This window comes from Pelagibacterium sp. (assembly GCF_035555455.1).
Classification (GTDB): domain Bacteria; phylum Pseudomonadota; class Alphaproteobacteria; order Rhizobiales; family Devosiaceae; genus Pelagibacterium.
In genome coordinates this window covers 12,611-36,221 of sequence record NZ_DATMGM010000045.1, presented here as the reverse complement: position 1 = coordinate 36,221, position 23,611 = coordinate 12,611, and the positions used below count along the sequence as shown (strand labels likewise).

Annotated in this window: 26 protein-coding genes and 1 tRNA gene; 18 read left to right on the top strand and 9 right to left on the bottom strand. The window is 62.1% G+C overall.

Annotation, left to right across the window (positions count from 1 at the left end; translation table 11 throughout):
- Window positions 1-3 precede the first annotated feature (3 nt).
- From VNS12_RS08815 to VNS12_RS08805, 3 genes are read right to left on the bottom strand one after another with little or no spacing between them, the layout of a single operon-like run.
- A complete protein-coding gene (locus VNS12_RS08815) occupies window positions 4-264 on the bottom strand; it encodes a Trm112 family protein (protein ID WP_325487452.1) in 261 nt (86 codons plus the stop codon).
- Window positions 261-920, bottom strand: a complete 660-nt coding sequence (locus VNS12_RS08810) for an LON peptidase substrate-binding domain-containing protein (RefSeq protein WP_325487451.1) — start codon at window positions 918-920, stop codon at window positions 261-263. The genes VNS12_RS08815 and VNS12_RS08810 overlap by 4 nt, the downstream gene beginning before the upstream one ends.
- A 23-nt stretch (window positions 921-943) precedes the next feature.
- Entirely contained in the window at window positions 944-1,879 is a 936-nt protein-coding gene (locus VNS12_RS08805) for a co-chaperone YbbN (protein WP_325487450.1), read from the bottom strand.
- 221 nt (window positions 1,880-2,100) lie between these two features.
- Here VNS12_RS08805 and VNS12_RS08800 point away from each other — a divergent pair.
- Together VNS12_RS08800 and VNS12_RS08795 are read left to right on the top strand one after the other, a co-directional pair.
- Window positions 2,101-2,175: transfer RNA gene (locus VNS12_RS08800), tRNA-Gly, on the top strand.
- Window positions 2,176-2,365: 190 nt separating this feature from the next.
- Window positions 2,366-3,106: a sulfite exporter TauE/SafE family protein gene (locus VNS12_RS08795; RefSeq protein WP_325487449.1), complete on the top strand. Its 741-nt coding sequence runs from the start codon at window positions 2,366-2,368 to the stop codon at window positions 3,104-3,106.
- Window positions 3,107-3,187: 81 nt separating this feature from the next.
- On the opposite strand, the gene acnA is transcribed toward VNS12_RS08795, so the two are convergent.
- Complete coding sequence (gene acnA / locus VNS12_RS08790; protein WP_325487448.1) at window positions 3,188-5,956, bottom strand: aconitate hydratase AcnA; 2,769 nt, start codon at window positions 5,954-5,956, stop codon at window positions 3,188-3,190.
- Window positions 5,957-6,243: 287 nt separating this feature from the next.
- Between acnA and ccmA the strand changes: the two genes are divergently transcribed.
- From ccmA to VNS12_RS08765, 5 genes are read left to right on the top strand one after another with little or no spacing between them, the layout of a single operon-like run.
- On the top strand, window positions 6,244-6,864 hold the full coding sequence (gene ccmA / locus VNS12_RS08785; protein WP_325487447.1) for a heme ABC exporter ATP-binding protein CcmA: 621 nt from the start codon (window positions 6,244-6,246) through the stop codon (window positions 6,862-6,864).
- The gene (gene ccmB, locus VNS12_RS08780) at window positions 6,861-7,523 is read left to right on the top strand and encodes a heme exporter protein CcmB (protein ID WP_325487446.1); all 663 of its coding nucleotides are present in this window, start codon (window positions 6,861-6,863) and stop codon (window positions 7,521-7,523) included. Before ccmA ends, ccmB begins: the two co-directional genes overlap by 4 nt.
- Entirely contained in the window at window positions 7,524-8,297 is a 774-nt protein-coding gene (locus tag VNS12_RS08775) for a heme ABC transporter permease (protein ID WP_325487445.1), read from the top strand.
- The gene (gene ccmD / locus VNS12_RS08770) at window positions 8,294-8,455 is read left to right on the top strand and encodes a heme exporter protein CcmD (RefSeq protein ID WP_325487444.1); all 162 of its coding nucleotides are present in this window, start codon (window positions 8,294-8,296) and stop codon (window positions 8,453-8,455) included. The genes VNS12_RS08775 and ccmD overlap by 4 nt, the downstream gene beginning before the upstream one ends.
- Before the next feature lie 8 nt (window positions 8,456-8,463).
- Window positions 8,464-9,003 (top strand): DsbE family thiol:disulfide interchange protein, encoded by a 540-nt coding sequence (locus VNS12_RS08765; protein WP_325487443.1) that lies wholly within the window; start codon window positions 8,464-8,466, stop codon window positions 9,001-9,003.
- Here the strand turns inward: VNS12_RS08765 and VNS12_RS08760 are convergent.
- The 4 genes from VNS12_RS08760 to dapF are packed head-to-tail and all read right to left on the bottom strand — an operon-like array spanning window position 9,000 to window position 13,053.
- Window positions 9,000-9,695 carry a septation protein A gene (locus tag VNS12_RS08760; RefSeq protein WP_325487442.1) on the bottom strand — a complete coding sequence of 232 codons (696 nt, stop codon included), beginning with the start codon at window positions 9,693-9,695 and terminating at the stop codon, window positions 9,000-9,002. The genes VNS12_RS08765 and VNS12_RS08760 overlap by 4 nt on opposite strands.
- 3 nt (window positions 9,696-9,698) lie before the next feature.
- Window positions 9,699-10,931 carry a signal recognition particle-docking protein FtsY gene (ftsY, locus tag VNS12_RS08755; protein WP_325487441.1) on the bottom strand — a complete coding sequence of 411 codons (1,233 nt, stop codon included), beginning with the start codon at window positions 10,929-10,931 and terminating at the stop codon, window positions 9,699-9,701.
- The gene (gene mtaB / locus VNS12_RS08750) at window positions 10,928-12,190 is read right to left on the bottom strand and encodes a tRNA (N(6)-L-threonylcarbamoyladenosine(37)-C(2))-methylthiotransferase MtaB (RefSeq protein ID WP_325487440.1); all 1,263 of its coding nucleotides are present in this window, start codon (window positions 12,188-12,190) and stop codon (window positions 10,928-10,930) included. The genes ftsY and mtaB overlap by 4 nt, the downstream gene beginning before the upstream one ends.
- Window positions 12,187-13,053: a diaminopimelate epimerase gene (gene dapF, locus VNS12_RS08745; RefSeq protein ID WP_325487439.1), complete on the bottom strand. Its 867-nt coding sequence runs from the start codon at window positions 13,051-13,053 to the stop codon at window positions 12,187-12,189. Before dapF ends, mtaB begins: the two co-directional genes overlap by 4 nt.
- Before the next feature lie 293 nt (window positions 13,054-13,346).
- On the opposite strand from dapF, the gene ffh reads away from it, so the two are divergent.
- The 9 genes from ffh to VNS12_RS08700 all read left to right on the top strand — a co-directional run bounded on the left by ffh (window position 13,347) and on the right by VNS12_RS08700 (window position 21,231).
- The gene (gene ffh / locus VNS12_RS08740) at window positions 13,347-14,900 is read left to right on the top strand and encodes a signal recognition particle protein (RefSeq protein WP_325487438.1); all 1,554 of its coding nucleotides are present in this window, start codon (window positions 13,347-13,349) and stop codon (window positions 14,898-14,900) included.
- A gap of 39 nt (window positions 14,901-14,939) precedes the next feature.
- On the top strand, window positions 14,940-15,338 hold the full coding sequence (gene rpsP / locus VNS12_RS08735) for a 30S ribosomal protein S16 (RefSeq protein WP_325487437.1): 399 nt from the start codon (window positions 14,940-14,942) through the stop codon (window positions 15,336-15,338).
- Window positions 15,339-15,343: 5 nt separating this feature from the next.
- The gene (gene rimM / locus VNS12_RS08730; RefSeq protein ID WP_325487436.1) at window positions 15,344-15,904 is read left to right on the top strand and encodes a ribosome maturation factor RimM; all 561 of its coding nucleotides are present in this window, start codon (window positions 15,344-15,346) and stop codon (window positions 15,902-15,904) included.
- Window positions 15,901-16,587, top strand: coding sequence for a tRNA (guanosine(37)-N1)-methyltransferase TrmD (trmD, locus tag VNS12_RS08725; RefSeq protein ID WP_325487435.1), 687 nt, complete (start codon window positions 15,901-15,903; stop codon window positions 16,585-16,587). The genes rimM and trmD overlap by 4 nt, the downstream gene beginning before the upstream one ends.
- A 132-nt stretch (window positions 16,588-16,719) precedes the next feature.
- Window positions 16,720-17,292, top strand: coding sequence for a 50S ribosomal protein L19 (gene rplS, locus VNS12_RS08720; protein ID WP_325487434.1), 573 nt, complete (start codon window positions 16,720-16,722; stop codon window positions 17,290-17,292).
- A gap of 93 nt (window positions 17,293-17,385) precedes the next feature.
- A complete protein-coding gene (locus tag VNS12_RS08715) occupies window positions 17,386-18,816 on the top strand; it encodes a protein adenylyltransferase SelO (protein WP_325487433.1) in 1,431 nt (476 codons plus the stop codon).
- Between the two features lie 83 nt (window positions 18,817-18,899).
- On the top strand, window positions 18,900-19,592 hold the full coding sequence (locus VNS12_RS08710; protein WP_325487432.1) for a DUF1223 domain-containing protein: 693 nt from the start codon (window positions 18,900-18,902) through the stop codon (window positions 19,590-19,592).
- A 313-nt stretch (window positions 19,593-19,905) separates the two neighbouring features.
- Complete coding sequence (locus VNS12_RS08705) at window positions 19,906-20,244, top strand: DUF2794 domain-containing protein (protein ID WP_325487534.1); 339 nt, start codon at window positions 19,906-19,908, stop codon at window positions 20,242-20,244.
- 138 nt (window positions 20,245-20,382) lie between these two features.
- A complete protein-coding gene (locus VNS12_RS08700; RefSeq protein WP_325487431.1) occupies window positions 20,383-21,231 on the top strand; it encodes a fumarylacetoacetate hydrolase family protein in 849 nt (282 codons plus the stop codon).
- Window positions 21,232-21,308: 77 nt separating this feature from the next.
- Here the strand turns inward: VNS12_RS08700 and VNS12_RS08695 are convergent, their stop codons facing one another.
- Window positions 21,309-22,079, bottom strand: coding sequence for a Bax inhibitor-1/YccA family protein (locus VNS12_RS08695; protein WP_325487430.1), 771 nt, complete (start codon window positions 22,077-22,079; stop codon window positions 21,309-21,311).
- Between the two features lie 227 nt (window positions 22,080-22,306).
- Here VNS12_RS08695 and thpR point away from each other — a divergent pair, with 227 nt between their 5' ends.
- Together thpR and VNS12_RS08685 are read left to right on the top strand one after the other, a co-directional pair.
- Window positions 22,307-22,846 carry an RNA 2',3'-cyclic phosphodiesterase gene (gene thpR / locus VNS12_RS08690; protein WP_325487533.1) on the top strand — a complete coding sequence of 180 codons (540 nt, stop codon included), beginning with the start codon at window positions 22,307-22,309 and terminating at the stop codon, window positions 22,844-22,846.
- Between the two features lie 212 nt (window positions 22,847-23,058).
- Entirely contained in the window at window positions 23,059-23,586 is a 528-nt protein-coding gene (locus tag VNS12_RS08685; RefSeq protein ID WP_325487429.1) for an invasion associated locus B family protein, read from the top strand.
- Window positions 23,587-23,611: the final 25 nt, after the last annotated feature.

Here is a 23,611-nt window from a genome sequence, read left to right as displayed (position 1 = left end):
GCGTCAGTCGGGATCAGCTGGCCGGTTGCGCAGCGCCTCGACTTCGTCCTCGTCGATGCGCCGTGCGGCATCGATGACCAACAGCGGCACACCCTTGCGGATCGGGAACGCATAGCGCGCGACGATGGAAATCAGTTCTGATTTGTCGGAAGACAGGATCAGCCGCGTCTTGCTCAAGGGACACACCAGCATCTCCAGCGTCCGCGGATCGAGCCGGTAGCGTTGCCGCTCGGCGTCAGAGCGCTGGAGTGGCTTGCGGGTCATTGCAGAACGACACCCGAGTGGGCGCGCGCCATTTCCATTTCGGCGAGGGCCATCAGGGTTTCGGCGCGTTCAACGATGGTCTTGGCTTCAAGCAGCGCTTGTTTTTCCGGCGCCCCATGCGGGCTGAGCATGGCGGCGAGATTGACCAGTTCACCGGTTCCCAGATCCTCGATCTCGTCCCAATCGACCTCGATGCCGGAAAATTCCGCATAAGCCTGCAAGACCGAGAGCAGTTGCGTGCGGTCGATCGCATCCTCGCCCAAATGGGGCGTGAAGTCGGCGGCAAAGGGCGAGACGTCGATGAGCACCTGCCGATAGGGCGTTTCCGCCGCCAGTTCCTCGCCCGGGTGAAACCGGCAAACCCCGGCCAGTATGATGAAATAGCGGTTTTCGGCCTGTTCCTCAAAGTGGATGATGCGCCCGACACATCCGGTTTTTTCCAGCGGCACCTGTCCGCGCGGCGCTTCCTGGGTGGTGTCCGTGGGCTGGATGACGCCCAGCAGCCGGTTGGTCGCCAGCGCGTCATCGACCATGGTGACAAAGCGGGGCTCAAAGACGTTGAGCGGGCGGTGGGTTCCCGGCAAAAGCAGGGCGCGGCTCAGGGGAAAGAGAGCGAGCCTGTCCGGCAAGTCGGCGATCGAGCCCGGCGGGCGCATGATGATACCTCTTTTATGCGCGCTCAGCGAAACAGAACCGTCGATAACATCCGGCGGCCCTTGAGCGTTGCGGGGTCTTTGGGGCCCCAGGCTTCAAAAAGTTCCAGCAGTTTGCGGCGCGCGCCGTCGTCCTGCCATTCGCGGTCGCGCTCCATGATGGCGATCAGGTTCTGGGCGGCGTCGAGTCTCTCGCCTTTCGCGTTGAGGATCAAGGCCAGGTCGAACCGGGCCTGATGATCGGCAGGATCGGCTGCGAGTTTTTGTTCCAGCAGCGCGCTGTCGCCAAGCTGGTCGGCCTGCTCGTCAAGCGCAATGGTCTTGAGCAGGGCATCCGCGCCGGGATGGCTTTCGCCCTCCGGCAACATGGCGAGGGTCTGTCGCGCGCCCTCGCGGTCGCCGGTCTTGTGCTGCACGGTGGCGATACCGACGAGGGCATCGACGGAATCAGGAGCGTGGCGCAGAACGCTGGCGTAAATCTGATAGGCGTGGTCGAAATCGGACGCATCGAGGGCTGCTTGGGCGGCGTCCAGCGCGGCGGCAATCTGGGCCTCGGCGTCCGTTGGCCCGCCGACACCGGCCTGAGTCCCCATGTCGATCAGCTTTTGGGCAAACCGGGCGACCTCGCTTTCCGGAAGCGCGCCCATAAAGCCATCGACCGGACGTCCGCCGACAAAGCCAAACACCGCCGGGATCGACTGTACGCCCATCTGGCCGGCCAAAGCCTGGTTCTCATCGACATTGATCTTGACCAGCGCCACCTTGCCGCGCAGCGCCGTAACGACCTTTTCGAGAACCGGGGTCAGCTGCTTGCATGGGCCGCACCAGGGGGCCCAGAAATCGACAAGGACGGGCCGCTCCAGCGAAGCGTCGAGCACATCGGCCTGAAAACTCGCCGTCGACGAATCGATGATAAGCGCCGCGTCTGGCTGGGCCGAGGGGGAATTGAGATTGAGGTTCATCGTGAGGTGCCTTTAATGATCGCTTCTGGCCCGCGCCTGCTTGTGTGCCGAGCCATACACCAACCCGGCAAACCGTGCAAAAAACCCCAATCCCGACGGGGAAAAAGTTTTCAACATTTTCATCGGTCATCGATTGCAAGATTGGGGTTGCAATTGTCATTTTGGTTGGGCATATAAGCGCGCATCGCAGTGCCGCCAAGGGCAGCGCTGCAAATTGGAGTGCGGGCGTAGCTCAGGGGTAGAGCATAACCTTGCCAAGGTTAGGGTCGTGAGTTCGAATCTCATCGCCCGCTCCAAAAAATACAATGGCCGGAAGGCCGGGTGTTGAAGGGCCGAAAGGCCCTTTTTGCTTTTCTGCGCTACCGTTGCATCAGAACGCCCGGGACAATCGCCCGGCGCAAGGGTTTGCGCCGGTGATCCGATTGCGCTAGCAGGGACAGGCGCCGACGGGCGTTGATCTTGTTTAAGGGCACCTTTCGGAACGTCATGGATTTTCAAACGCTTGCCCTCATCGTCGTCGCCGTGGGCGCGGGATCGGTGGCCAAGGGCGCTACCGGCATGGGAATGCCGCTGATCGCCATTCCTATTCTCGCCAGCCTCATCGGGTTGCAACATGCCATCTGTGTTCTGATCGTTCCCATTCTGGTGTCCAATGCCTGGCAAATCTGGGATTTCCGCAGGGCCCGCACCGATCAGCGGCTGGCGTTTCTGGTGCCCATGCTGGTGGCTTGCAGTGTCGGGGTGGGAATCGGCACGTGGTTTCTGACCACCGTTCCCGAACGGGGCCTGGCGTTGACGCTGGGACTGCTGTTGCTGGGCTATCTGGTGTTGCGGCTTGCCAACCCGCATTTCACCCTCGGGCCAGACCTTGCCCGCCGCTGGGCGTTGCCCGCAGGACTGGGGGCTGGGGTATTGCACGGATCGACCGGGATTTCGGCGCCGATCGGGGTAACGTTCATTCATGCGATGCGCCTTGGCCGTGACGCGCATGTTTATGCGACCTCGGTGATGTTTCTGCTGCTGGGGATCAGTCAGGCGCTCTCGTTGTGGCTGGCGGGTGTATTGCGGCCCGAATGGCTGGTGCAAAGTGCTTTTGCCCTGCTGCCGACCTTCCTGTTCATGCCGTTGGGCCAATGGCTCGCCGCAAAATTGTCGAGCACGGCGTTCGACCGGATGATTCTCGTCTTTCTCGGGGTGATCGGCGTCAAATCCGTTTTGGGTCTTTAAGCCCTAAGTTAAACCGACAGACCGCAGGACACAAAAAAGGGCGGCTGGTGCCGCCCTTTCCAATGGATTTTGCCTGCCTGCTTAGGCGGCGACAAGGTTGCGCAGCACGTAGTGCAGGATGCCGCCGTGGCGGTAATATTCCAGCTCGTCGAGGGTATCGATGCGCAGCAGCACCGGAACCACCTGCTTGCGGCCATCGGCAAAGGTGATGTCGAGCTCAAGGGTCTGGCGCGGCTCGATAGTGGCCAGCCCGCGGATCGAGATGGTTTCATCGCCGGTGATCCCAAGGCTCTGCCAGCTCGCACCATCGGTAAATACCAGCGGCAGCACACCCATGCCCACGAGGTTGGAGCGGTGGATCCGCTCAAAGCTCTGCGCGATCACGGCGCGCACGCCCAAAAGGGTCGTGCCCTTGGCCGCCCAGTCGCGTGACGAGCCGGTGCCATATTCCTTGCCGGCAAACACCACCAGCGGCGTCCCCTGAGCCTTGTACTCCATGGCCGCGTCATAGATGGGGACGGTCTCGCCTGAAGGCGATTTGGTAAATCCGCCCTCGACATCGTCGAGCATCTGGTTGCGGATGCGGATATTGGCAAAAGTGCCGCGCATCATCACTTCATGGTTGCCGCGACGGGCGCCATAGGAGTTGAAATCGATGGGCTTGACCTGATGCTCGACCAGATAGCGCCCGGCCGGAGTTCCCGCCTTGAACGAACCCGCCGGGGAGATGTGGTCGGTGGTGATCGAATCAAGGAACAGCGACAGGACCCTGGCGTCTTCGATATCGGTGATCGGGGCGGGGGTAAGTGTCATGTCCTCGAAATACGGAGGGTTCTGCACATAGGTGGAGGAAGAGTTCCACCTGTAGGTCTCGCCGCCATCGACCTTGATCTGCTGCCAGCGTTCGTCACCCTTGAACACGTCGCCATAGCGGCGCTTGAACATCTCGACCGAAATGGCGGTGCGCAGCACGTCTGCGATCTCGGCGGATGTAGGCCAGATATCGCGCAGATAGACGGGGTTGCCGTCCGAGTCATTGCCCAGAGATTCGGTGGTGATGTCCCGCGTCATCTTGCCGAGCAGCGAGTAGGCGACGACTAGCGGGGGCGAGGCGAGATAGTTGGCCCGCACATCGGGATTGACCCGGCCTTCGAAATTGCGGTTTCCAGACAGCACCGAGACGGCGACGAGGTCGTTCTCGTTGATGGTTTTCGAAATTTCCTCATCAAGCGGCCCGGAGTTGCCGATACACGTGGTGCAGCCATAGCCGACCGTGTTGAAGCCCATGGCGTCGAGGTCTTCCTGCAGCCCCGATTTGGTGAGGTATTCGGTCACCACCTGGCTGCCCGGCGCGAGCGAGGTCTTGACCCACGGCATAGGGGCGAGGCCCTTTTCGCGGGCCTTGCGGGCCACCAGTCCGGCGGCGATCAGCACCGAGGGGTTGGAGGTGTTGGTGCATGAGGTGATCGCCGCGATCACCACCGAGCCATCGGAAATTTTGTAATCGCACCCGTCCACCGGGAACCCGGGATGCCGGTCATCTTCGGGGACATCGTGCACGCCGGTTGCGCCTTCATTGACGAAGCGGCTTTCCTCGCGGCTGGTGGGGAGCTTGGTGGTATCCTTGCGTCCACCGGCCAGATCGTCGAGCGCGGTGGCGAAAGCCGAGGCGGCATCGACCAGCGCCACACGGTCCTGCGGGCGCTTGGGGCCGGCCAGCGAGGGCACGACCGATGCCAGGTCGAGTTCGAGCGTATCGGTGAACACCGGGTCTTCGTCGGCGTCGGTGCGGAACATACCCTGTGCCTTGGCATAGGCCTCAACCAGCGCCACCCGATCTGGCTCGCGGCCCGAATCATTGAGGTATTTGATGGTTTCGCGATCGATGGGGAAGAACCCGCAGGTCGCGCCATATTCGGGCGCCATGTTGGCGATGGTCGCCTTGTCTTCGAGCGACAGGTTCGAAAGCCCGGCGCCATAGAATTCGACGAACTTGCCGACCACGCCCTTCTTGCGCAGCATTTCGGTGACGTGCAGCACAAGGTCGGTGGCGGTGGTGCCTTCGGGCAGCCTGCCGGTGAACTTGAAGCCGATCACTTCGGGAATCAGCATCGAAATCGGCTGGCCGAGCATGGCTGCCTCCGCTTCGATGCCGCCCACGCCCCAGCCCAGCACAGCCAGGCCGTTGACCATCGTTGTGTGGCTGTCGGTGCCGACCAGCGTGTCGGGATAAGCGATTTCTTCGCCGTTTTCGGTCTTGGTCCAGACAGTCTGGGCGAGGTATTCGAGGTTGACCTGGTGGCAGATGCCGGTTCCGGGGGGGACAACGCGGAAGTTTTCAAACGCCGACTGGCCCCAGCGCAGGAATTCATAGCGCTCGCCATTGCGCTCATATTCGCGTTCCACGTTCTGTTCGAACGCCTGTGGCGTGCCGAAATAATCGACCATGACAGAGTGGTCGATCACCAGATCGACCGGCACCAGCGGGTTGATCTTTTGGGGGTCGGCGCCAAGCTGTGCGGTGGCGTCGCGCATGGCGGCGAGGTCGACAACGGCGGGAACGCCGGTGAAATCCTGCATCAGGACACGGGCCGGACGATAGGAGATTTCGTGACCCGCTTTGCCGCGATCGTCAAGCCAGGCCTGAACGGCGGCGACATCGGCGGCCTTGACGGTGCGCCCGTCCTCGAAGCGCAGCAGATTTTCCAGCACCACCTTGAGCGAGTGCGGCAGGCGGGCGATGCCGTCCAATCCGTTCTTTTCCGCTTCGGGAAGCGAAAAGATCGCATAGGCCTTGTTACCAACGGTGAGGGTCGTTTTGGCTTTGAAGCTATTGGATGTATCGGTCACGCGGTCCGCCTTGTCTTGGAAAGGATTGCGGGCGCCTCCGAAAGAAACCGGGCCAAACGGCCAATTTGGCGCCTTTTGGGCGGCGTCTAAATCAGGGAAAACGCTCTTTCCCAAGACCGCTCAAGAAAACGCTGCAATGGCCACCGCACGTCCGGAGGCGTCTGACAGGAGAGATTCGTCACCTTCCCTGTCATTTTCGTCCTTTCTATAATGAATCCAATTTACACTTGCCAGCCCGGACTTTGGTTCAATAGAGCTTTTGGCAAGATAACGAAGGGCTTTCCTGTATGGTGGAACCTGGCCTCAGCGTCGACGCGCTGACCGTTGTGCGTGGCGGACGGGTGATTTTGACCGATCTGAGCTTTGATGTGGCCCCGGGCGAGGCCTTGCTGGTGCGTGGGCCCAACGGCGCGGGAAAAAGTTCGCTACTCATGGCGCTGGCCGGTTTGCTCGATCCCGAGGCCGGGCGCATCGCGCATGCAAAGCCCGATCCCGAGGCACCGGTTCATGCCCATATCCATTATGTCGCCCAGACGCCGGCCATCAAATCGGGCCTGAGCGTTCATGAAAATTTGCGCTTCTGGGCCGATGTGTTCGGCGCAAGGGGTGCTGATATTGCCAGTGCCCTGAATCGTGCCGGGTTGGGGAGGCTCGACGGGATCGATGCCGGGCTGCTGTCCACGGGCCAGACCCGCAGGCTGGCCTTGGCACGGCTGGTGGCGGTGCCCCGTTCGCTGTGGTTGCTCGATGAACCTACCAATGCCCTCGATGCGTCCGGTGCCGCGTGGGTTGCCGATCTGGTATCGGCCCATCTGGCCGGGGGCGGGATGGCGGTGATCGCCACCCATCTTGATGTTCCGCTCGTTGGTGCCGTGAAAACGCTCACTCTTGATCGGGGGCGGGTATGACGGGTTTTTTCGCCGTCATCGGTCGCGATCTGCGGCTGGGTCTGCGGCAGGGGGGTGATCTGCTCACCCTTGTGCTGTTTTTCGTAATTGTCGGTGTTTTGATGCCGTTTGCAGTGGGGCCGGACAAAACGCTTCTCGCCCGGCTGGCCCCGGCCATTGTCTGGGTCGCGGCTTTGCTGGCGCAGCTTTTGTCCCACGACCGCTTGTTCCGCACTGATTTCGAAGATGGCAGTCTGGTGCTGTTCCGTCATGCAGCGCTGCCGCTGGAGGCGATCGTGGCTGCCAAGCTGATCGCCCATTGGCTGCTGACCTGTCTGCCGCTGATCGTTGCAACGCCGGTGCTTGCCCTGGTTCTGGGCATGGACGGGCCCGCCTTCAGGCTGGCGGCGCTGTCGCTGGTTCTGGGCACGCCCGCGCTGGCGGGTTTCGGGGCAATCGGCGCGGCTGTGACAGTTGGCCTCAAGCGGGGCGGACTGGTCGCCCCAGTTCTTGTCTTGCCGCTGAGCCTGCCTGTGCTTATTTTCGGAACGGGCGCGTTCGATGTCGCGCGGCTGGGCGGATCGTCCCAGGCCCTGCTGCTTCTGGCGGCATTGAGTCTTTTGAGCATGGTCCTTGCGCCGTTTGCCGCGGCGCTGGCGTTAAAGATTTCCGGAGAATAAATGGCCGATACTCACGCTAAGACGGTCGAACCGGGATGGTTCACCCGCATTGCCCATCCGGGCATGTTCATGGGGTGGTCGCGCCACGTGATCGTGCCGCTGATCGTCATCACCACTCTCGCCTTCGCAGTGGGACTATTTTACGCGTTTTACGGTTCGCCCGCCGACTATCAGATGGGCGATACGGTGCGCATGATGTATGTGCACGTGCCCAGCGCCTGGCTGAGCCAGTTTTGCTATGCCATCATGTTTTGCTCGGCCATCGGGACTTTGGTCTGGCGGCATCCCATGGCCGATGTGAGCCAGAAGGCGGCAGCGCCGCTGGGCGCGGCGTTCACGGCGCTGGCCCTGTTCACCGGCTCGATGTGGGGCCGCCCGACCTGGGGAACGTTCTGGGAGTGGGACGGGCGCATGACCTCGACCCTGGTGCTTTTGTTCATCTATCTGGGGCTGATCGCCCTGTGGCGGGCTTTCGACGACCAGCTCAAGGCAGCGCGCATCGTCGCGGTGATCACCCTCGTTGGCGCAATCAATATCCCGGTCATCAAGTTTTCCGTCGATTGGTGGCAGACCCTGCACCAGCCCGCTTCGGTATTCCGTCTCGATGGCCCGACCGTGGACAGCAGCATTCTGATACCGCTTCTTGTCATGACCCTCGCCTTTTCCCTGCTGTTTTTGACGCTGCATCTGGTGCGCATGCGCACCGAAATAACGCGGCGCCGGATTCGCTCGCTGGAAATCGCACAGGCTCGCGCCGCTGGAGATGCCGCATGATCGCGCTTGGACAACATTGGGAATTTGTCGCGGCCTCCTATGGCGGCACCCTCGCCGTAGTGGGCGTCTTGATCGTGTGGACGGTGCTGTCGGCCCGTCAGGCGAAGGCACGAGTTGCGGTGCTTGAAGCTGCGCGGCAGACGCGCCGGGCACAATGAAGCCTGCAATGAGAATCGGACTGGCGGCGCTGCCGCTGGTCGTGCTCGCCGGGCTGGTGGCCATCTTTGCCAGCCAGATGGGCCGTTCGACCAGCTTCGTGCCGTCTGCTTTCATCGACAAGCCGGTGCCGGTGTTCGACCTGCCGGCCGTCGAGGGCCATGACCAGCCCGGCTTTGCCACAGCCGATCTGGCTGGCAATGGCGTTGTCGTCGTCAACGTCTTTGCGTCCTGGTGCATCCCCTGCCGGGACGAGCATCCCGTCCTGATGCAGCTCACCGGCGAGGACGTCGAGATTTTCGGGATGAATTACGACGACCCGGCGGACAATGCCCGGGCTTTTCTCGCCGAACTGGGCAATCCCTATGATCGGGTCGGTGCCGATCGCGACCGGCGGGCCGGGTTGGAATGGGGCGTCTATGGAGTTCCCGAGACCTTTGTGGTCGATGACGCCGGGATCATCCGCTTCAAGCATGTCGGCCCGCTCGACCCCGAGAGTTACCGCGAGCACCTTCTCCCGGCCATCGAAGCGGCGCGTCAGCCGCTTTAAGCCTTTGTCGCCGCGCTGTCTTGTGCGGTGGCCGGTGCGGGACTTTCCTCGTCCGGGGCGTAGCGGGTGAGCAACGGGATCTGGCTCATGGTGAAGATCATGGTCAGCGGCATGATCCCCCAGACCTTGAACGATACCCAGAAATCGTCGGAAAAATTGCGCCAGACGATTTCGTTGAGCGCGGCGAGGGCGAAAAAGAACAGGCCCCAGCGCAGGGTCATCAGATACCAGCCGCGATCCTTGAGCCGATAGACTTCGCCGAATACATAGCGCAGCAGCGAATGGCCGAACACGAGGCCCCCCAGCAGCACCGAACCGAACAGCACATTGGTGATGGTGGGCTTGAGCTTGATGAAGGTCGCGTCCTGGAAATAGAGCGTCATCCCGCCAAAAACGAGGACCACGGCGCCGGTCACCAGCGGCATCACCGGAATGCGTTTGAGGATCAGTTTCGACAGCGCCAGCGATATGGCCATGGCGACCATGAACACCGCCGTGGCAAAGATGATCGGCTGTGAAAACCAGGTCTTGAACGCGGGCACCGCGTTGAGAATTCGCTCGCCCTGGGCGTTGACGATGAAAAACACCACCAAAGGCCCCAGTTCGAGCGCCAGCTTGGTGAGGGCGGGCCGCAGGTCTTCGACCTGGCCTTCAGCGTGCGGCTGGGCCGCTTTGGTGTCGGTTTGCGGCATGGATCACTCCTTGCCCGCGATGGCGCGGGCGAAATCGGCGGCGCGGAACGGTTCGAGATCCCCAATGGATTCGCCCACACCGATAAAATGAATAGGCAGGCCGAAGCGCCGGGCGATGGCGACGAGAATGCCGCCTCTGGCCGTCCCATCGAGCTTGGTCATAACCAATCCGCTGACCCCGGCTTTCTGCCCGAAAATTTCGACCTGATTAAGGGCATTCTGTCCCGTCGTTGCGTCCAGCGTCAAAAGCGTCGCATGGGGCGCGTCGGGAATGCGTTTCTTGATGACGCGGATGATCTTTTCCAGCTCATCCATCAGTTCCGTGCGGTTCTGCAACCGGCCTGCGGTGTCGATGATCACCACATCGGTGCCGGTCTCCTGCGCCCGGGCGACGGCGTCGAAGGCAAGGCCGGAGGCATCGGCCCCGGTTGGTCGGGTCACCACCTCCACCTGATTGCGCTCGCCCCACACCTGCAGCTGTTCCACCGCCGCGGCGCGAAACGTGTCGCCGGCGGCCAGCAGCACCGATTTGTTCTCGGCTTTGAGCTTGGCGGTCAGCTTGCCGATGGTCGTGGTCTTGCCGGATCCGTTAACGCCGACCATCAGGATAACGAAGGGGTGTTTGCCCGGATCGATGGTGAGTGGCTGGGCTACCGGTTCGAGCACGGCTTCCACTTCGGCGGCCAGCGCAGCGCGCACGTCGTCGGGTGCAATGTCCTTGTCGAACTTGTCGGCGCGCAGCCGTTCGGCGATGGCGGTGGCGGTATCGATTCCCAGATCGGCGGCGATCAGCGTATCTTCGAGGTCCTGAAGCGTAGCCTCATCGAGTCTCCGCTTGGTGAAAATAGCGCCGATCGAGCTCGACAGATTGTCCGAGGAGCGTTTGAGCCCGCTGCTGAGCCGTTGCAGCCAGCTTTGGGGACGGTCCGGCTCTGCCTCTGCGCTCTCCTCGGCGCGCTGGTCGGTTTCCACATGCGCGGGGGTTGGCGGCTCGTGTTCGGGCGGATTGGGTCGCCCGGAGCGAATCCATTCAGCCTGCATTTCCGGGGGCGCAGCGTCGCGGCTGTCGGGTTGATCAGGCTGCTGGCCTTCGATGTCAGTTTCGACTTCGACTTCGACTTCGGCCTCGACCTCGGGCTCCGGCGCGGGCGTGGCGTCTTCGACGGTTTCAGGGGCCTTGCCCTTGTCGCTGCCAAACAGCCGGTCCCAGAAACCGGGTTTTTTATCCTGACTCATGCGGCCACCCTTTTAGGACGGGCCACCAGCCCGTCCGCCATAACGGCTTGGATTTCGACATCGACGATGTCGCCCGGCGCGCCTGTATCGAGGTGCACCGGCACAAATTGTTCACTGCGGCCCATGCCGTCATGCTCGACCAGCACCGATTCGTGCTGGCCGACCCGGGATGCGCAGAGTTTGGCAAACTGGGCGTCGCCTAAAGCCCGCAGCCGGGCGGCGCGGTCTCTGGCGATGCGCTTGTTGACCTGCGGCATGCGCGCCGCTGGTGTTCCCTCACGCTGGGAAAACGGGAAGACGTGCAGATAGGTCAGCTCCGCTTCGGTGACGAAGCGGAAGGTATTGTCAAACATGGCATCGGTTTCGGTGGGAAAGCCCGCGATGATATCGGCGCCAAACACCATGTCGGGGCGTAAGGCCCGCAGCTTGTCGACGATCTCCAGCGCATCGTGCCGCAAATGGCGGCGCTTCATGCGCTTTAAAATCATGTCATCGCCCGATTGCAGCGACAGGTGCAGATGCGGCATCAGCCGCGGATCGGTCACCGCCTCATAGAGCGCGGGGTCGGCCTCGATGGAATCGATCGAGGAAATGCGCAGGCGCGGCAGGTCCGGAACGTGGCGCAAGATCGCTTGCGTGAGCTTGCCCAAGGTGGGGGCACCGGGCAGGTCGCCGCCATAGGAGGTGATATCGACCCCGGTCAGCACCGCTTCCTTATAGCCCTTGCCGACAAGGCGTTTGATTTGCTCGACGACCATGCCCATCGGCACCGAACGCGAGGGGCCCCTGCCATAGGGGATGATGCAGAAGGTGCAGCGGTGGTCGCAGCCATTTTGTACCTGCACGAAGGCGCGGGCGCGCCCGTCCAATCCGTCAATCAGGTGGCCGGCGGTCTCGACGACGCTCATGATGTCGTTGACCTGCACCTTGTCGTTGAGCGGAACGCCAAAGGCGATGGGCTGGTAGCTCTCGGCCTTGAGCTTGTCATCGTTGCCGATCACCAGATCGACCTCGGCCATGTCGCCGAAATCACGGGCCTGGGTCTGCGCCGCGCAGCCGGTGACGATGATCTTGGCGTCCGGACTTTCGCGTCGCGCCTTGCGGATGGTCTGCTTGGCCTGCCGCACCGCCTCGGCGGTCACCGCGCAGGTGTTGATGATGATCGCGTCGGTGAGGCCTGATTTTTGTGCCTCGGCCTTGATCACTTCCGATTCATAGGCGTTGAGGCGGCAGCCAAAGGTGATGGTTTCGATGCTCATGCCGCATCCTCCGCCAAAAGAGCGGGAGGAATGACGCCCTCGCCATCCAGCGCCCAGGGGCCGGTCATCAGCACGTGATCGTCGCTTTGCCGCCAATCGATGGAGAGAGTACCGCCGGGCAATTCAATGGTGAGCGTACGGCCGGTCAGGCCCTTGCGCGCAGCAGCAACGGCGGTGGCGCAGGCGGCGGTGCCGCAAGCCTGCGTCAGCCCCGCCCCGCGCTCCCACACTCTGGCTCGGATGCGTTCTGGGGAGAGCACTTGCGCCAGGGTGATATTGGCGCGTTCGGGAAAGATCGGATGGTTTTCCAGCAATGGCCCGAGGCGGCCCAGATCGTGGGCATCTGGGTCAGCAACCCAGAAGATGGCATGGGGGTTGCCCATGCTGACAACGGACGGGGTGTGCAGCACAGGGTGATCGATGGGTCCGACCTGCAATTCGATGCCGGTGGTATCGGCAAATGGTTCGGCCAGCGGAATGTCCTGCCAGCCGAATTTGGGCCGGCCCATATCGGCGGTCACCATGGCACCATTGACGCGCGCCGTGATGAGGCCGGCATTGGTACGCACGGCGACGGTCGCAACGCCATTTTCCTCAGCGATCAGCCCGGCGACACAGCGCGTGGCATTGCCGCAGGCGTCCACTTCGTCGCCTTGCGCATTATAGATGCGCATGAACACATCGATGCCGTCGATACTGTCGTGTTCCATGATGATAAGCTGATCGCAGCCGATGCCCGTCTCGCGGTTGGCGATGGCCCGGATGTGTCGAGCAGTCAGCGCAATTTTTTCCTGGCGCGCGTCAAGGACGACGAAGTCGTTTCCAAGGCCGTTCATCTTGAGATAGGGCAGCGGCGCGGTCATCGAAAAAAGGGCTCGGGCTCGGTTGCGGTGTGATCCCGGCCTATATGGCGTAAAATCCATAAGATTTCCACCTTTGCCGAGCTCATGCGGCAATTGACTCTCGCCGGGCTGAACCGTATAAGCCGCCACGACCTTCTGTCAGGACATGATGGATTTCGAGTCACTGGGCCCTCTTGCGAGGGGGCCGGTCAACACCCGCCAGCGCGTTGCGCCCGCGGGTGTGTTTTGCATTTGACCGGTTTTTACCCATATTCGAATTCTTCCTGCTGACTTAAGACCAGTGAGCCGATTGCATGTTTGAAAGCCTGTCAGACCGTCTGGGCAAGATTTTTTCCGGTATCACCGGAAGGGGTGCCCTCAGCGAAGCCGATGTTCAGGCCGCGCTGCGCGAAGTGCGCCGCGCGCTGATCGAGGCCGACGTCTCGCTCGAAGTTGTGCGGGCCTTTACCGAACAGGTTGGTGCGCGCGCCGTGGGCGCCGAGGTCACCCGCTCGGTCAAACCCGGCCAGCAGGTCGTCAAGATCGTCCATGACGAACTGATAGCCGTTCTGGGCGAGGAGGCGGCCCCACTTTCGCTCAATGCGCCCGCGCCGGTGCCGATCCTCATGGTCGGGCTCCAGGGTTCGGGTAAGACCACCACCACCGGCAAGATCGCCAAACGGCTCAAGGAGCGCCAGAACAAGAAGGTTCTGCTCGCCTCGCTCGACACCCGCCGTCCGGCGGCGATGGAACAGCTCAAGACGCTGGGAAGCCAGATCGGCGTCGATACGCTTGATATCGTTCCCGGTCAGTCCGCCGTAGAGATCGCCAAACGCGCCATCGCGACGGCGCGGACCGGCGGCTACGATGTGGTGATGCTCGATACCGCCGGGCGCACCCATATCGACGAAGAGCTGATGGCGGAAACCGCCGAGATCAAACGCGTCGCCGATCCACACGAAATTCTGCTGGTTGCCGACAGCCTCACCGGTCAGGACGCGGTCAATCTGGCCCGCAGTTTCGACAGCCGCGTTGATATTACCGGCATCGTGCTCACCCGCGTCGATGGCGACGGGCGGGGTGGTGCAGCGCTGTCGATGCGGGCCGCTACCGGCAAGCCGATCAAGCTGATCGGTGTCGGTGAAAAGATGGATGCGCTGGAAGATTTCCACCCCGCGCGCATCGCCGACCGCATTCTGGGCATGGGTGACATCGTCTCGCTGGTCGAAAAGGCGGCCGAGACGGTCACCGCCGAAGACGCCCAGAAGATGGCCAAGAAGCTCAAGAAGGGCCAGTTCGACCTCAACGATCTGATGGGGCAGCTCCAGCAAATGAAAAAGATGGGCGGCATGGCGTCGCTCATGAAGCTGATGCCGGGCATGGGAGGGATGGCCAAGAACCTTCCTGCCGACAAGCTCAACGATAAGATGTTCGACCGTCAGGTGGCCATCATTCAGTCGATGACCCTTAAAGAGCGGGAAAAGCCCGATCTGCTGAACGCCTCGCGGCGCAAGCGCATTGCCGCCGGGGCCGGGGTCGAAGTCTCCGAGATCAACAAGCTCATCAAGATGCACCGCCAGATGGCCGACATGATGAAAAAGGTCTCGCGCGGCGGCGGTGGCGGGCTGGCCAACATGTTCGGGGGCATGGGCAAGTCGATGCTGGGCCGGGGCGGTATGCCCGATATGGATCCCGCCCAGATCGAGCAGATGGCCAAGCAGATGGGCGCCGATCCCGCGGGCCTTCCCGATGATTTTTCCAAACTCGTCAAGCAGGGGGGCTCGGGGCTGTCCGGTCTTCCCGGTCTGGGCGGGTCGAAATTCCCCGGTCTTCCGGGATTGCCCGGCCTGCCGGGAAAAAAGAAATAACCGCAGTTTTTAAAACCAGAGAAAGTTCAGAGAACACCCATGGCTATCAAGATTCGCCTGGCCCGCGCCGGCTCCAAGAAGCGCCCTTATTACCACGTGGTCGTTGCCGAGGCGCGTTCGCCGCGCGACGGTCGCGTCATCGAGCGTATCGGCTCGTACAACCCCATGCTGGCCAAGGACGATGAAAAGCGCATCGTGCTCAACACCGAGCGCGCTACCCATTGGCTCAGCACCGGTGCCCAGCCGACCGACCGCGTCGAGCGCTTCCTCGATGCCGCTGGCCTGCTGAAGCGAGAAGCCCGCAACAACCCCAACAAGGGCAAGCCCGGCGCCAAGGCCATCGAACGCCTTGAGGAAAAGAAGGCCGCTGAAGAGGCCGCTGCCGAAGCTGCTGCCGCTCCGGCTGAAGCGCCTGCTGAAGAAGCGTCCGCCGAGTAAGACCGGTGAGCGAAGGCTTTACGCCTGACAAACCTATTCTCATGGGCCGGATCGGTGCGGCCCATGGGATCAGGGGTGAAGTGCGGATCACCCCCTTCACCCAGGATCCGCTGGCGCTTGCCAGCTTCGATCCGCTGGAGACCGACCGGCCGGGCCTCGTGGTTTCCATCACCAGGGCCCGATTGGCCAAGACCGTTTTGATCGCGACCCTCAAAGGGGTCACCGATCGCAACGCCGCCGAAGCGCTCAACGGCGTCTCGCTCTATGTGGCCCGCGATCGGCTCGATGCACCCGAGGACGATGAGTTCTATCACGCGGACCTGATCGGGCTTGAGGTGCGTCTCGACGATGGGGCGGTGCTGGGGACGATCTCCGCCGTCGAAAATTTCGGCTCCGACGATCTTTTGGACGTCCGCCTGGCTGGCGGGCGTAAATCGGTCTATCTGCCGTTCACGCGGGCGGTGGTGCCCGAGATACAGATTGCCCAAGGCTATGTGGTGGCCGTTCCGCCCGAGGGGTGGCTCGACGATACGCCGCGCGACCCGGATGATGTGGACCCGCAATGAGCTTTCGCGCTTCGATCATCACGCTGTTTCCCGAATTGTTTCCGGGGCCGTTGGGGGCTTCGGTGATCGGGCGCGGCATGGACAACGGCGCCTGGTCGCTCGATACCCATTTCCTGCGCGATTACGCCAAGGATCGCCATCGCACCGTGGACGATACGCCCTCGGGCGGGGGGGCGGGCATGGTGCTGCGCGCCGATATCCTTGCCGCGGCGCTTGATGATGTCGCCCCAGCCACCGATCCGCGGCCAAAGCTGGTGATGAGCCCGCGGGGCACGCCGTTGACCCAGGAGCGGGTGCGCGCCTTGGCAAAAGGGCCGGGGGCGGTGATCGTTTGCGGGCGGTTCGAGGGCATCGATCAGCGGGTGATCGAAGCGCGCGGCCTCGAAGAAATCTCCATTGGCGATTATGTGCTGGCCGGTGGAGAGGTTGCCGCGATGGTGCTGCTCGAAGCGGTGGTCCGGCTGTTGCCCGGCGTTCTGGGGGCCGCTGAAAGCCATGCGGATGAAAGTTTCGAGCACGGCCTGCTCGAATATCCTCACTATACCAGGCCGCAGAGCTTTGAGGGCCGGGAGATTCCCGAGGTGCTGACATCGGGGGATCATGGGCGGATCGACCGCTGGCGTCGCGAGCAGTCCAAGGCCCTCACGCAGGAGCGCCGGCCGGACCTGCTGGAAAAGCCCTGACCTCGAAAATTTCTGGACTCTTGGGCGCTGTGCGTGTATAGCGCGCTCGACTTTAGCGGGAGTTGTCCCGTGCCGTCCAAACAAGACCGGGCCCTCAAAGGGCTCCAGCGAAAAGATAGAACGGATAGATAGATGAACATCATTCAGCAGCTCGAAAAAGAGCAGCTCGAAGTTTTGGTCGCCCAGCGCGCCCTCCCCGAGTTTTCCCATGGCGATACCGTCAAGGTGTGGGTGAAGATCCGCGAAGGCGAAAAAGAACGCCTGCAGGCCTATGAGGGCGTGGTCATCGCTCGCAGCGGTGGCGGCGTGATGGAAAGCTTCACCGTCCGCAAGATTTCCTACGGTGAAGGCGTGGAACGTGTGTTCCCGGTCCACTCGCCGATGATCGATCGCATTGAAGTTCTCAAGCGCGGTAAGGTCCGGCGCGCCAAGCTGTACTATCTGCGTGACCGTCGCGGCAAGTCGGCCCGTATTTTTGAATCGACCAGCGCCCGCACCAAGCGGATCGAGGCCGATGAGCGTCAGGCCGCAGCCGATGCTCGCGCCGCCCGCGAAGCGGAAAAGGTGGCAGCAGCAGAGGCATTGGCCGCTGAGAACGCAGCCCGCGAGGCCGCTGAAAAGCAGGCCGCCGAGGAAGCCGCAGCAGCCGAGGCCGCAGCCGCTGAAACCGCTGAGGCCCCTGCCGACGAGAACAAGGGCGAATAAGTCGCTCTCAAGAATTGTTTTGATCAAGGCCCGGCAGTTTGTCGGGCCTTGTTTTTTGGGCGCAAGCCTGTTGGCACAGAAGGAAACTGGCTGGTGACCTCCCGTTTCAAAGGCGCAACGGTTCATGCAGATCTGGGTGAGGCGTTTTTCGATGCCGTCAGCCCGGCCGGCTTTCCCAAGACCATCCTGCGCTATCGCAATCAGCGCTGGGCGGAGCGCATGGGGCTCGCCACGCTCGGTGATGCGGAATGGATTGCCCATTTCGGGCGGTTTTTGCCCTTGCCGGGCAGTCTGCCGGCCCCGCTGGCGCTGCGCTATCACGGCCATCAGTTCCAGAGCTACAATCCTGATCTAGGCGACGGACGCGGGTTCCTGTTTGCGCAAGGGTATGATCGCGTTGATGGTCGGTTGCTCGATTTCGGCACCAAGGGGTCGGGAACCACGCCCTGGTCGCGCGGCGGCGATGGGCGGCTGACGCTCAAGGGCGGGGTGCGTGAAATTCTCGCCACGGCGATGCTCGAAGCTTTGGGGGTCGAAACTTCGAAAAGCTTCTCGCTGATTGAAACCGGCGAGGATCTCTATCGATCCGATGAGCCATCTCCGGCCCGCTCCTCGGTTCTGGTGCGGCTTTCCCATTCCCATATCCGCATCGGAACCTTCCAGCGCCTCGCCCATCTGGGCGATCATGCCGGTCTGGCCCGTCTGGTCGAGCATGTGATCACCCATTATTACCCGGCGCTGACCGATCTGCCGACCGATGATCGGGTTCCGGCGCTGCTCGGAGCGATGGCCGAGGCGGTGGCGCGGGTCACGGCGCAATGGACCGGGGCCGGGTTCGTGCATGGTGTTCTTAATACCGATAACACCAACATCACCGGAGAGAGTTTCGATTACGGCCCGTGGCGGTTCCTGCCCCGCTACGATCCGCGGTTCACCGCCGCCTATTTCGACACCACCGGGCTCTATGCCTTCGGACGGCAGCCCGACGCCATGGCCTGGAACCTGACGCGGCTGGCGGAATGCCTCCTGCCGCTGTCCAGCGTCGACAGGCTCGAACCCGAGCTTAATCGCTTCTGGCCAGCCTTTCAGGCCCAGCTTGGCGCGGTTGTTGTCCGTCGGCTTGGACTGGTGCCACAAGGGGAAACGGCGGATATGGGGCTGAGCGGAGCGGTATTTGCGTTCATGGCGGCTCAGCGGCCCGCCTATGAGCAGATGTTTTTTGACTGGCGCGGCGGCCTCGTCTCGCTAGAGCGGGCCCTGGCCGGGCCGCAGGCATCCCTCTATACCGGCGAGAGCTTTGAGGCCTTCAGGCGCGTGCTTGAAGCGTATGATGCCGCCCCCGAGGCCAATCTCGATCACGCCTATTTCCAAGGCGATCGCCCAAGGACCATGCTGATCGAGGAGGTCGAGGCGATCTGGGCCGCGATTGCCGAGCACGACGATTGGTCGGCGCTTGAAAACGCGCTGGCGGAGATCGAAGACATGGGCCGGGCCAGCGCAGCGGTGGATTTCACCATCAATTGACTGGCGGGCCGGGGCGCCAGCGCCTACACATTTGGACCATGTTCGCCCGTTCCGTCCCCTTTTGCGCCGTTCTCCTGGCATCAATGGCCCCCGCCGCTCCCGTCGGCGCCATCGAGATTCGCTCCCAGGCCGAGACTGTCCTGGAGCTGTTCACCAGTCAGGGCTGTTCGCGCTGCCCGGATGCCGACCGGCTGCTGGCCGAATTTGCCGCACGCGAGGATGTGGTCGCGCTAGGCTATCACATTGATTACTGGGATTATATCGGCTGGAGCGACACCTTCGCGCTCGCCGAAAATACCGAGCTGCAAAAGGCCTATGCCCAAAGCTGGGGCAAGGCACGCATCTATACCCCGCAACTGGTGGTGAATGGCCAAATCGCCGTGGTGGGCTCCGACAGAGCAGAGGCCGAGCGCGCCGTTGGCGCTGCCAGCATGCCTTTGCCGGTGAGCCTGCGCGCCGATGGTTTGGATGCGGTGGTCCTGAACGCACCGGCCGATGCCGATCTGCCGCCAGCCATTGTCTGGCTGGTCACCTATCGCGACGCGGCGGATGTGGTGATCGAGCGGGGTGAAAACTCCGGCCAGAGCCTCACCTATACCCATATCGTCACCGGACGGCAGGCTATCGGCATGTGGGATCCGGCGCGTGGCGCCGACATTGCCATTCCGCTCGATGAGGTTCTGGGCACCAATGCCGACGGCGCGGCGGTGATCGTGCAGGAAAGGAACGGCCAATGGCCGGGCCGCATCCTCGGGGCGTCCGCCTTTTCGCGTTAGCCGACGATAAAGCGGTTGGAAAGCGGGAATTTTTGGGGAAAGGGCGCCGACCTGCCGGATCCAAGGTTTGGGGGCTCGGTGGATCCGACAGGCCGGCTACTGGAGGCAATAGACGTACGCTATTCGCCCAATGGGGCATGAGAAGGGACGGATTGTGTCGTAAATCCGGTCAATTGGGGGAAAGTTTAAGCCCAAGCCGCCCGCGCCAAATCTCTTGCCAGCCGATCCGAACGGGGCGATCATCACCCAGCCGATCACGTCAGCAAAGGGCAGGCCGGGTTTGGATAAGCGCTACGACAACCGCAAGACCGGCATGAGCAGCCTGTCGGCTGCGCCGTCCCAAAGCCGTCCCGCTCCCGTCGTCAGTTTCGATCGCAAGGAGCTTTCGCTGATCCTCAACGTCTATGGCCGCAAGGTCGCGGCGGGCGAGTGGCGCGACTATGCCCTCGATTTCGGACGCGATCTGGCGATGTTCTCGATCTATCGGCACACCTCGGAACGCCCGCTGTTCATCGTCGAAAAAGATCCGCAACTGGCCCGCCGGCAAGGGCAATACCGGGTATTGGGGACCGATGGCCGGGTGCTCCGGCGTGGACATGATCTGGCCGCCGTCCTGCGGGTTTTCGATTCGCAGCTCTACCTGGTGCGCTAGAGCGTTTCCTGCAAAAGTGGACACCACTTTTGGAGTTCGGAAACGCGTTATATCAAAGACTTAGAGCCCCTATTTTGATGGAATTAAAACAGGGGCGCTAGGCGTCGGGGCACAACCAATCAAAAAATGGGGTAAGGCATGAAGCTGGTTTCCTTCCGGACAGCGGCGGGGCAATCGTTCGGGGCGCTGACGGCGGATGGCATTGTCGATCTGGGACGGCGCACGGGGTTTGGCTCGCTCAAGGCGCTATTGACGGCGAATGCGCTCGATACCGCCCACGCGCTCGTTGACCGCGTCGCGCCCGATTTCGCGTTGGACGCCGTGACCCTGCTGCCGGTGATCCCCGATCCCGAAAGGATCATTTGCGTGGGGCTCAATTATCACGACCATGTCGAGGAAACCGGCTTTGCGCCCACCGAGCGCCCCACTTTGTTCACCCGGTTTGCCTCGACCCTCACCGGTCATGACGCGCCCCTGGTGAAGCCCGCCGCTTCGGAAAAATTCGATTATGAGGGCGAGCTTGCGGTGATCGTGGGCAGCCCGGGGCGCCATATCGCGGCCGACGACGCTCTGTCCCATGTCGCGGGCTACGCCCCGTTCAATGACGGGTCGGTGCGCGACTGGCAGATGCACACCAGCCAGTTCACCCCGGGTAAGAATTTTTCAGCGACCGGCGGGTTCGGCCCTGCCCTTGTCACCCCGGATGAAGCCGGGCCGCTCGACGATCTGGTTCTGAGAACGCGCTTTAACGGCACCGTGGTGCAAGAGGCGCGGCTGGGCCAGATGATTACCCCTATCGCCGACCTGATCGCCTATATTTCGACGTTCACGCCGCTCGTGCCCGGCGATGTCATCGTCACCGGCACGCCGGGCGGGGTGGGTGTCAAGCGCAGCCCGCGGCTCTACATGAAGCCGGGCGATATCGTCGAGGTGGAGATCGACAGGATCGGCCTGCTGCGCAATCCGGTCCTTGCCGAGGACGGTTGATTGACAGGCATCAGCCAAACAAAAAGGGCCGCAGGTGGTGTTCCTGCGGCCCTTTTGTGTGTCTGATGTGCTGAATGCTATTCGCGGTTGCCGAACAGGCGCAGCAGCATCATGAACAGGTTGATGAAGTCCAGATAGAGCGAGAGAGCGCCCATGATGGCCATCTTGCCCAAGCCTTCTTCACCGATATGCTCGGCATAGGCTTCCTTGATCTTCTGGGTGTCATAGGCGGTCAGCCCGACAAAGATCAGCACGCCGACCGCCGAGATGGCGAAGTCGAGGGCCGAAGAGGCCAGGAAGATATTGACCACCATGGCGATGATCAGGCCGATCAGGCCCATCATCAGGAACGATCCCATGCCGGTCAGGTCACGCTTTGTCGTGTAGCCATAAAGGCTCATCGAGCCGAACATGGCGGCGGTGATGAAGAACACCTTGGCGATCGATGCCCCGGTATAGACGAGGAAAATCGACGACAGGGATAGCCCCATCACGGCGGCAAAGCCCCAGAAGGTCATCTGCGCGGCTGAAAAGGACAGCTTGTTGATCCCGAAGGACAAGACCAGCACGAAGGCCAGAGGCGACAGCGCCACCACCCACATCAGCGGGCTGGTGTAAAGCAGCACACCCCACTGGGTCAGATAGGTGCCATCGGCCAGCTGGGCGGCTGCCCCGGTTGCCTGTCCGGTCACGGCCATCTGCGCGGCAAAGAACGCCACCAGCCCGGTAACCACCAAGCCGATGCCCATGTAATTATAAACACGCAGCATATGGCTGCGCAGACCTTCATCGATGGCGGCGGCCGTGCCTACGCGACCTGCGACGGTCTGACGGTCGTATTGTGCCATTTCGTGTTCCATCCTCGTTGCAAATGTAAAGTTCCGGCCAGACAGTGAGGCATCAATGTGCCACGACATCAGCCAGTTAAGGCACAATATGGAGACGAGACTTTGCAATTACAAGCGAAACCGGGGCACTTCGGGCCGCCGATTGTCGCTTTCTGACGCAATTTTGATAGGCTTTGCTCCTGCTGATCCGGATTGACCGGATGGCAGATGAGATAAAGGTTTCGATCATGCCCAGGCTGTTTACCGGTCTTTCCCTGCCCGCCGATATAGGGTTTGCGCTGTCTCTCAAGCGCGGCGGGCTCGCCGGAGCGCGCTGGATCGACCCGGAAAATTATCACATCACCCTGCGCTATATGGGCGATATCGATGGCCGCGTGGCCGACGAAGTGGCCGAGGGGCTCGATATGCTCACCGGCATCGAGCCGTTCCCGCTCACGCTGTCCCATCTGGGGGTTTTTGGCGGCAACAAACCCCGGGCGCTCTATGCGGGGCTCGATCCGTCCGAGCCGCTCGATCGGCTGCAAGCGAGCCAGGAGCGGTTGCTGCAACGGCTGGGCCTCGAACCGGAGGGCCGTAAATTCGTGCCCCATGTCACGCTGGCCCGGTTGCGCGAAACGAACGCCGCCGATCTGGCGCGACACATTGCCCATGCCGGCCAATTCATGCCCCTGAGCTTCACCGTCGATCGGTTTGTCCTGTTTTCCAGCCGCGAATCGGTCGGGGGCGGGCCCTATGTGGTGGAAGAGGACTATGTTTTCCAACCCTGAGCTGGCCCTGCCGTTCAGCGCGCGTTCAGCCCGCATGGGGCAAAACACCGTGGACAGGCCGATAGGGCAGATGGCCCAATTCCGGCCCAATTCGTCCCTATTTTGACGCCTGTCAGGAAAAATCGCCGTGCGTATTTGCTCCTTGGTAACCATAAGGGTGCAGAGTCGGCGGCACTCGAGTGCAGTTTAAGAATAAGGGGAAGGGTTTGGCGATGACGTCACCGTTTCGCAGCCATATCCGTCGTACGCTTGCCAGTCTGGTCAGTGGTGCGGTCGTGCTTTGTGCCAGCCCGGCGGCTTTCGCTGCCACAAATCTGGGAACGTTCGATTTCTGGACAGCCTGGACCGATACCGACGGGGGCGGCAAGATCTGCTACGTGTCCTCCACGCCCCAGACGATGGAGCCGACCAACGTCAACCGCGGCGCGATCCATTTCATCGTCACCATAAGGCCCACCAACCGTAATGAGGTGGCGACGATCGTGGGCTACCCCATCCATGAAACCGATCCCAAGGCCAGTGTTTCGGTTGATGGGCGCTCCTATCCGATGGTCACCCAGGGTGAATCGGCCTGGCTGGCCTCTATCGAGGATGAGCCCGGCTTTGTCGGCGCCATGCGGGCCGGGTCGGCGATGGTGGTCCGGGCAACGTCCCAGCGCGGCACCAACACCGTTGATACCTATTCGCTGCGGGGCGTCACCGCCGCGCTCAACAAAGCCAATCAGGAATGCCCGCAATAAGGCATGTCTCCCGGATGGCGGACAG

Excerpts from the sequence above, each read along its gene's own strand:
- ftsY (WP_325487441.1), bottom strand. The coding sequence starts at position 10,931 with ATGAGTCAGGATAAAAAACCCGGTTTCTGGGACCGGCTGTTTGGCAGC.
- VNS12_RS08700 (WP_325487431.1), top strand. The coding sequence starts at position 20,383 with ATGAAGCTGGTTTCCTTCCGGACAGCGGCGGGGCAATCGTTCGGGGCG.
- VNS12_RS08705 (WP_325487534.1), top strand. The coding sequence starts at position 19,906 with ATGAGCAGCCTGTCGGCTGCGCCGTCCCAAAGCCGTCCCGCTCCCGTC.
- ccmB (WP_325487446.1), top strand. The coding sequence starts at position 6,861 with ATGACGGGTTTTTTCGCCGTCATCGGTCGCGATCTGCGGCTGGGTCTG.
- trmD (WP_325487435.1), top strand. The coding sequence starts at position 15,901 with ATGAGCTTTCGCGCTTCGATCATCACGCTGTTTCCCGAATTGTTTCCG.
- VNS12_RS08760 (WP_325487442.1), bottom strand. The coding sequence starts at position 9,695 with ATGCCGCAAACCGACACCAAAGCGGCCCAGCCGCACGCTGAAGGCCAG.
- ccmA (WP_325487447.1), top strand. The coding sequence starts at position 6,244 with ATGGTGGAACCTGGCCTCAGCGTCGACGCGCTGACCGTTGTGCGTGGC.
- VNS12_RS08795 (WP_325487449.1), top strand. The coding sequence starts at position 2,366 with ATGGATTTTCAAACGCTTGCCCTCATCGTCGTCGCCGTGGGCGCGGGA.
- dapF (WP_325487439.1), bottom strand. The coding sequence starts at position 13,053 with ATGACCGCGCCGCTGCCCTATCTCAAGATGAACGGCCTTGGAAACGAC.
- ffh (WP_325487438.1), top strand. The coding sequence starts at position 13,347 with ATGTTTGAAAGCCTGTCAGACCGTCTGGGCAAGATTTTTTCCGGTATC.
- VNS12_RS08810 (WP_325487451.1), bottom strand. The coding sequence starts at position 920 with ATGCGCCCGCCGGGCTCGATCGCCGACTTGCCGGACAGGCTCGCTCTC.
- VNS12_RS08710 (WP_325487432.1), top strand. The coding sequence starts at position 18,900 with ATGGCCCCCGCCGCTCCCGTCGGCGCCATCGAGATTCGCTCCCAGGCC.
- rpsP (WP_325487437.1), top strand. The coding sequence starts at position 14,940 with ATGGCTATCAAGATTCGCCTGGCCCGCGCCGGCTCCAAGAAGCGCCCT.
- mtaB (WP_325487440.1), bottom strand. The coding sequence starts at position 12,190 with ATGAGCATCGAAACCATCACCTTTGGCTGCCGCCTCAACGCCTATGAA.
- ccmD (WP_325487444.1), top strand. The coding sequence starts at position 8,294 with ATGATCGCGCTTGGACAACATTGGGAATTTGTCGCGGCCTCCTATGGC.
- VNS12_RS08805 (WP_325487450.1), bottom strand. The coding sequence starts at position 1,879 with ATGAACCTCAATCTCAATTCCCCCTCGGCCCAGCCAGACGCGGCGCTT.
- VNS12_RS08815 (WP_325487452.1), bottom strand. The coding sequence starts at position 264 with ATGACCCGCAAGCCACTCCAGCGCTCTGACGCCGAGCGGCAACGCTAC.
- VNS12_RS08695 (WP_325487430.1), bottom strand. The coding sequence starts at position 22,079 with ATGGCACAATACGACCGTCAGACCGTCGCAGGTCGCGTAGGCACGGCC.
- VNS12_RS08765 (WP_325487443.1), top strand. The coding sequence starts at position 8,464 with ATGAGAATCGGACTGGCGGCGCTGCCGCTGGTCGTGCTCGCCGGGCTG.
- VNS12_RS08775 (WP_325487445.1), top strand. The coding sequence starts at position 7,524 with ATGGCCGATACTCACGCTAAGACGGTCGAACCGGGATGGTTCACCCGC.
- thpR (WP_325487533.1), top strand. The coding sequence starts at position 22,307 with ATGCCCAGGCTGTTTACCGGTCTTTCCCTGCCCGCCGATATAGGGTTT.
- VNS12_RS08685 (WP_325487429.1), top strand. The coding sequence starts at position 23,059 with ATGACGTCACCGTTTCGCAGCCATATCCGTCGTACGCTTGCCAGTCTG.
- rplS (WP_325487434.1), top strand. The coding sequence starts at position 16,720 with ATGAACATCATTCAGCAGCTCGAAAAAGAGCAGCTCGAAGTTTTGGTC.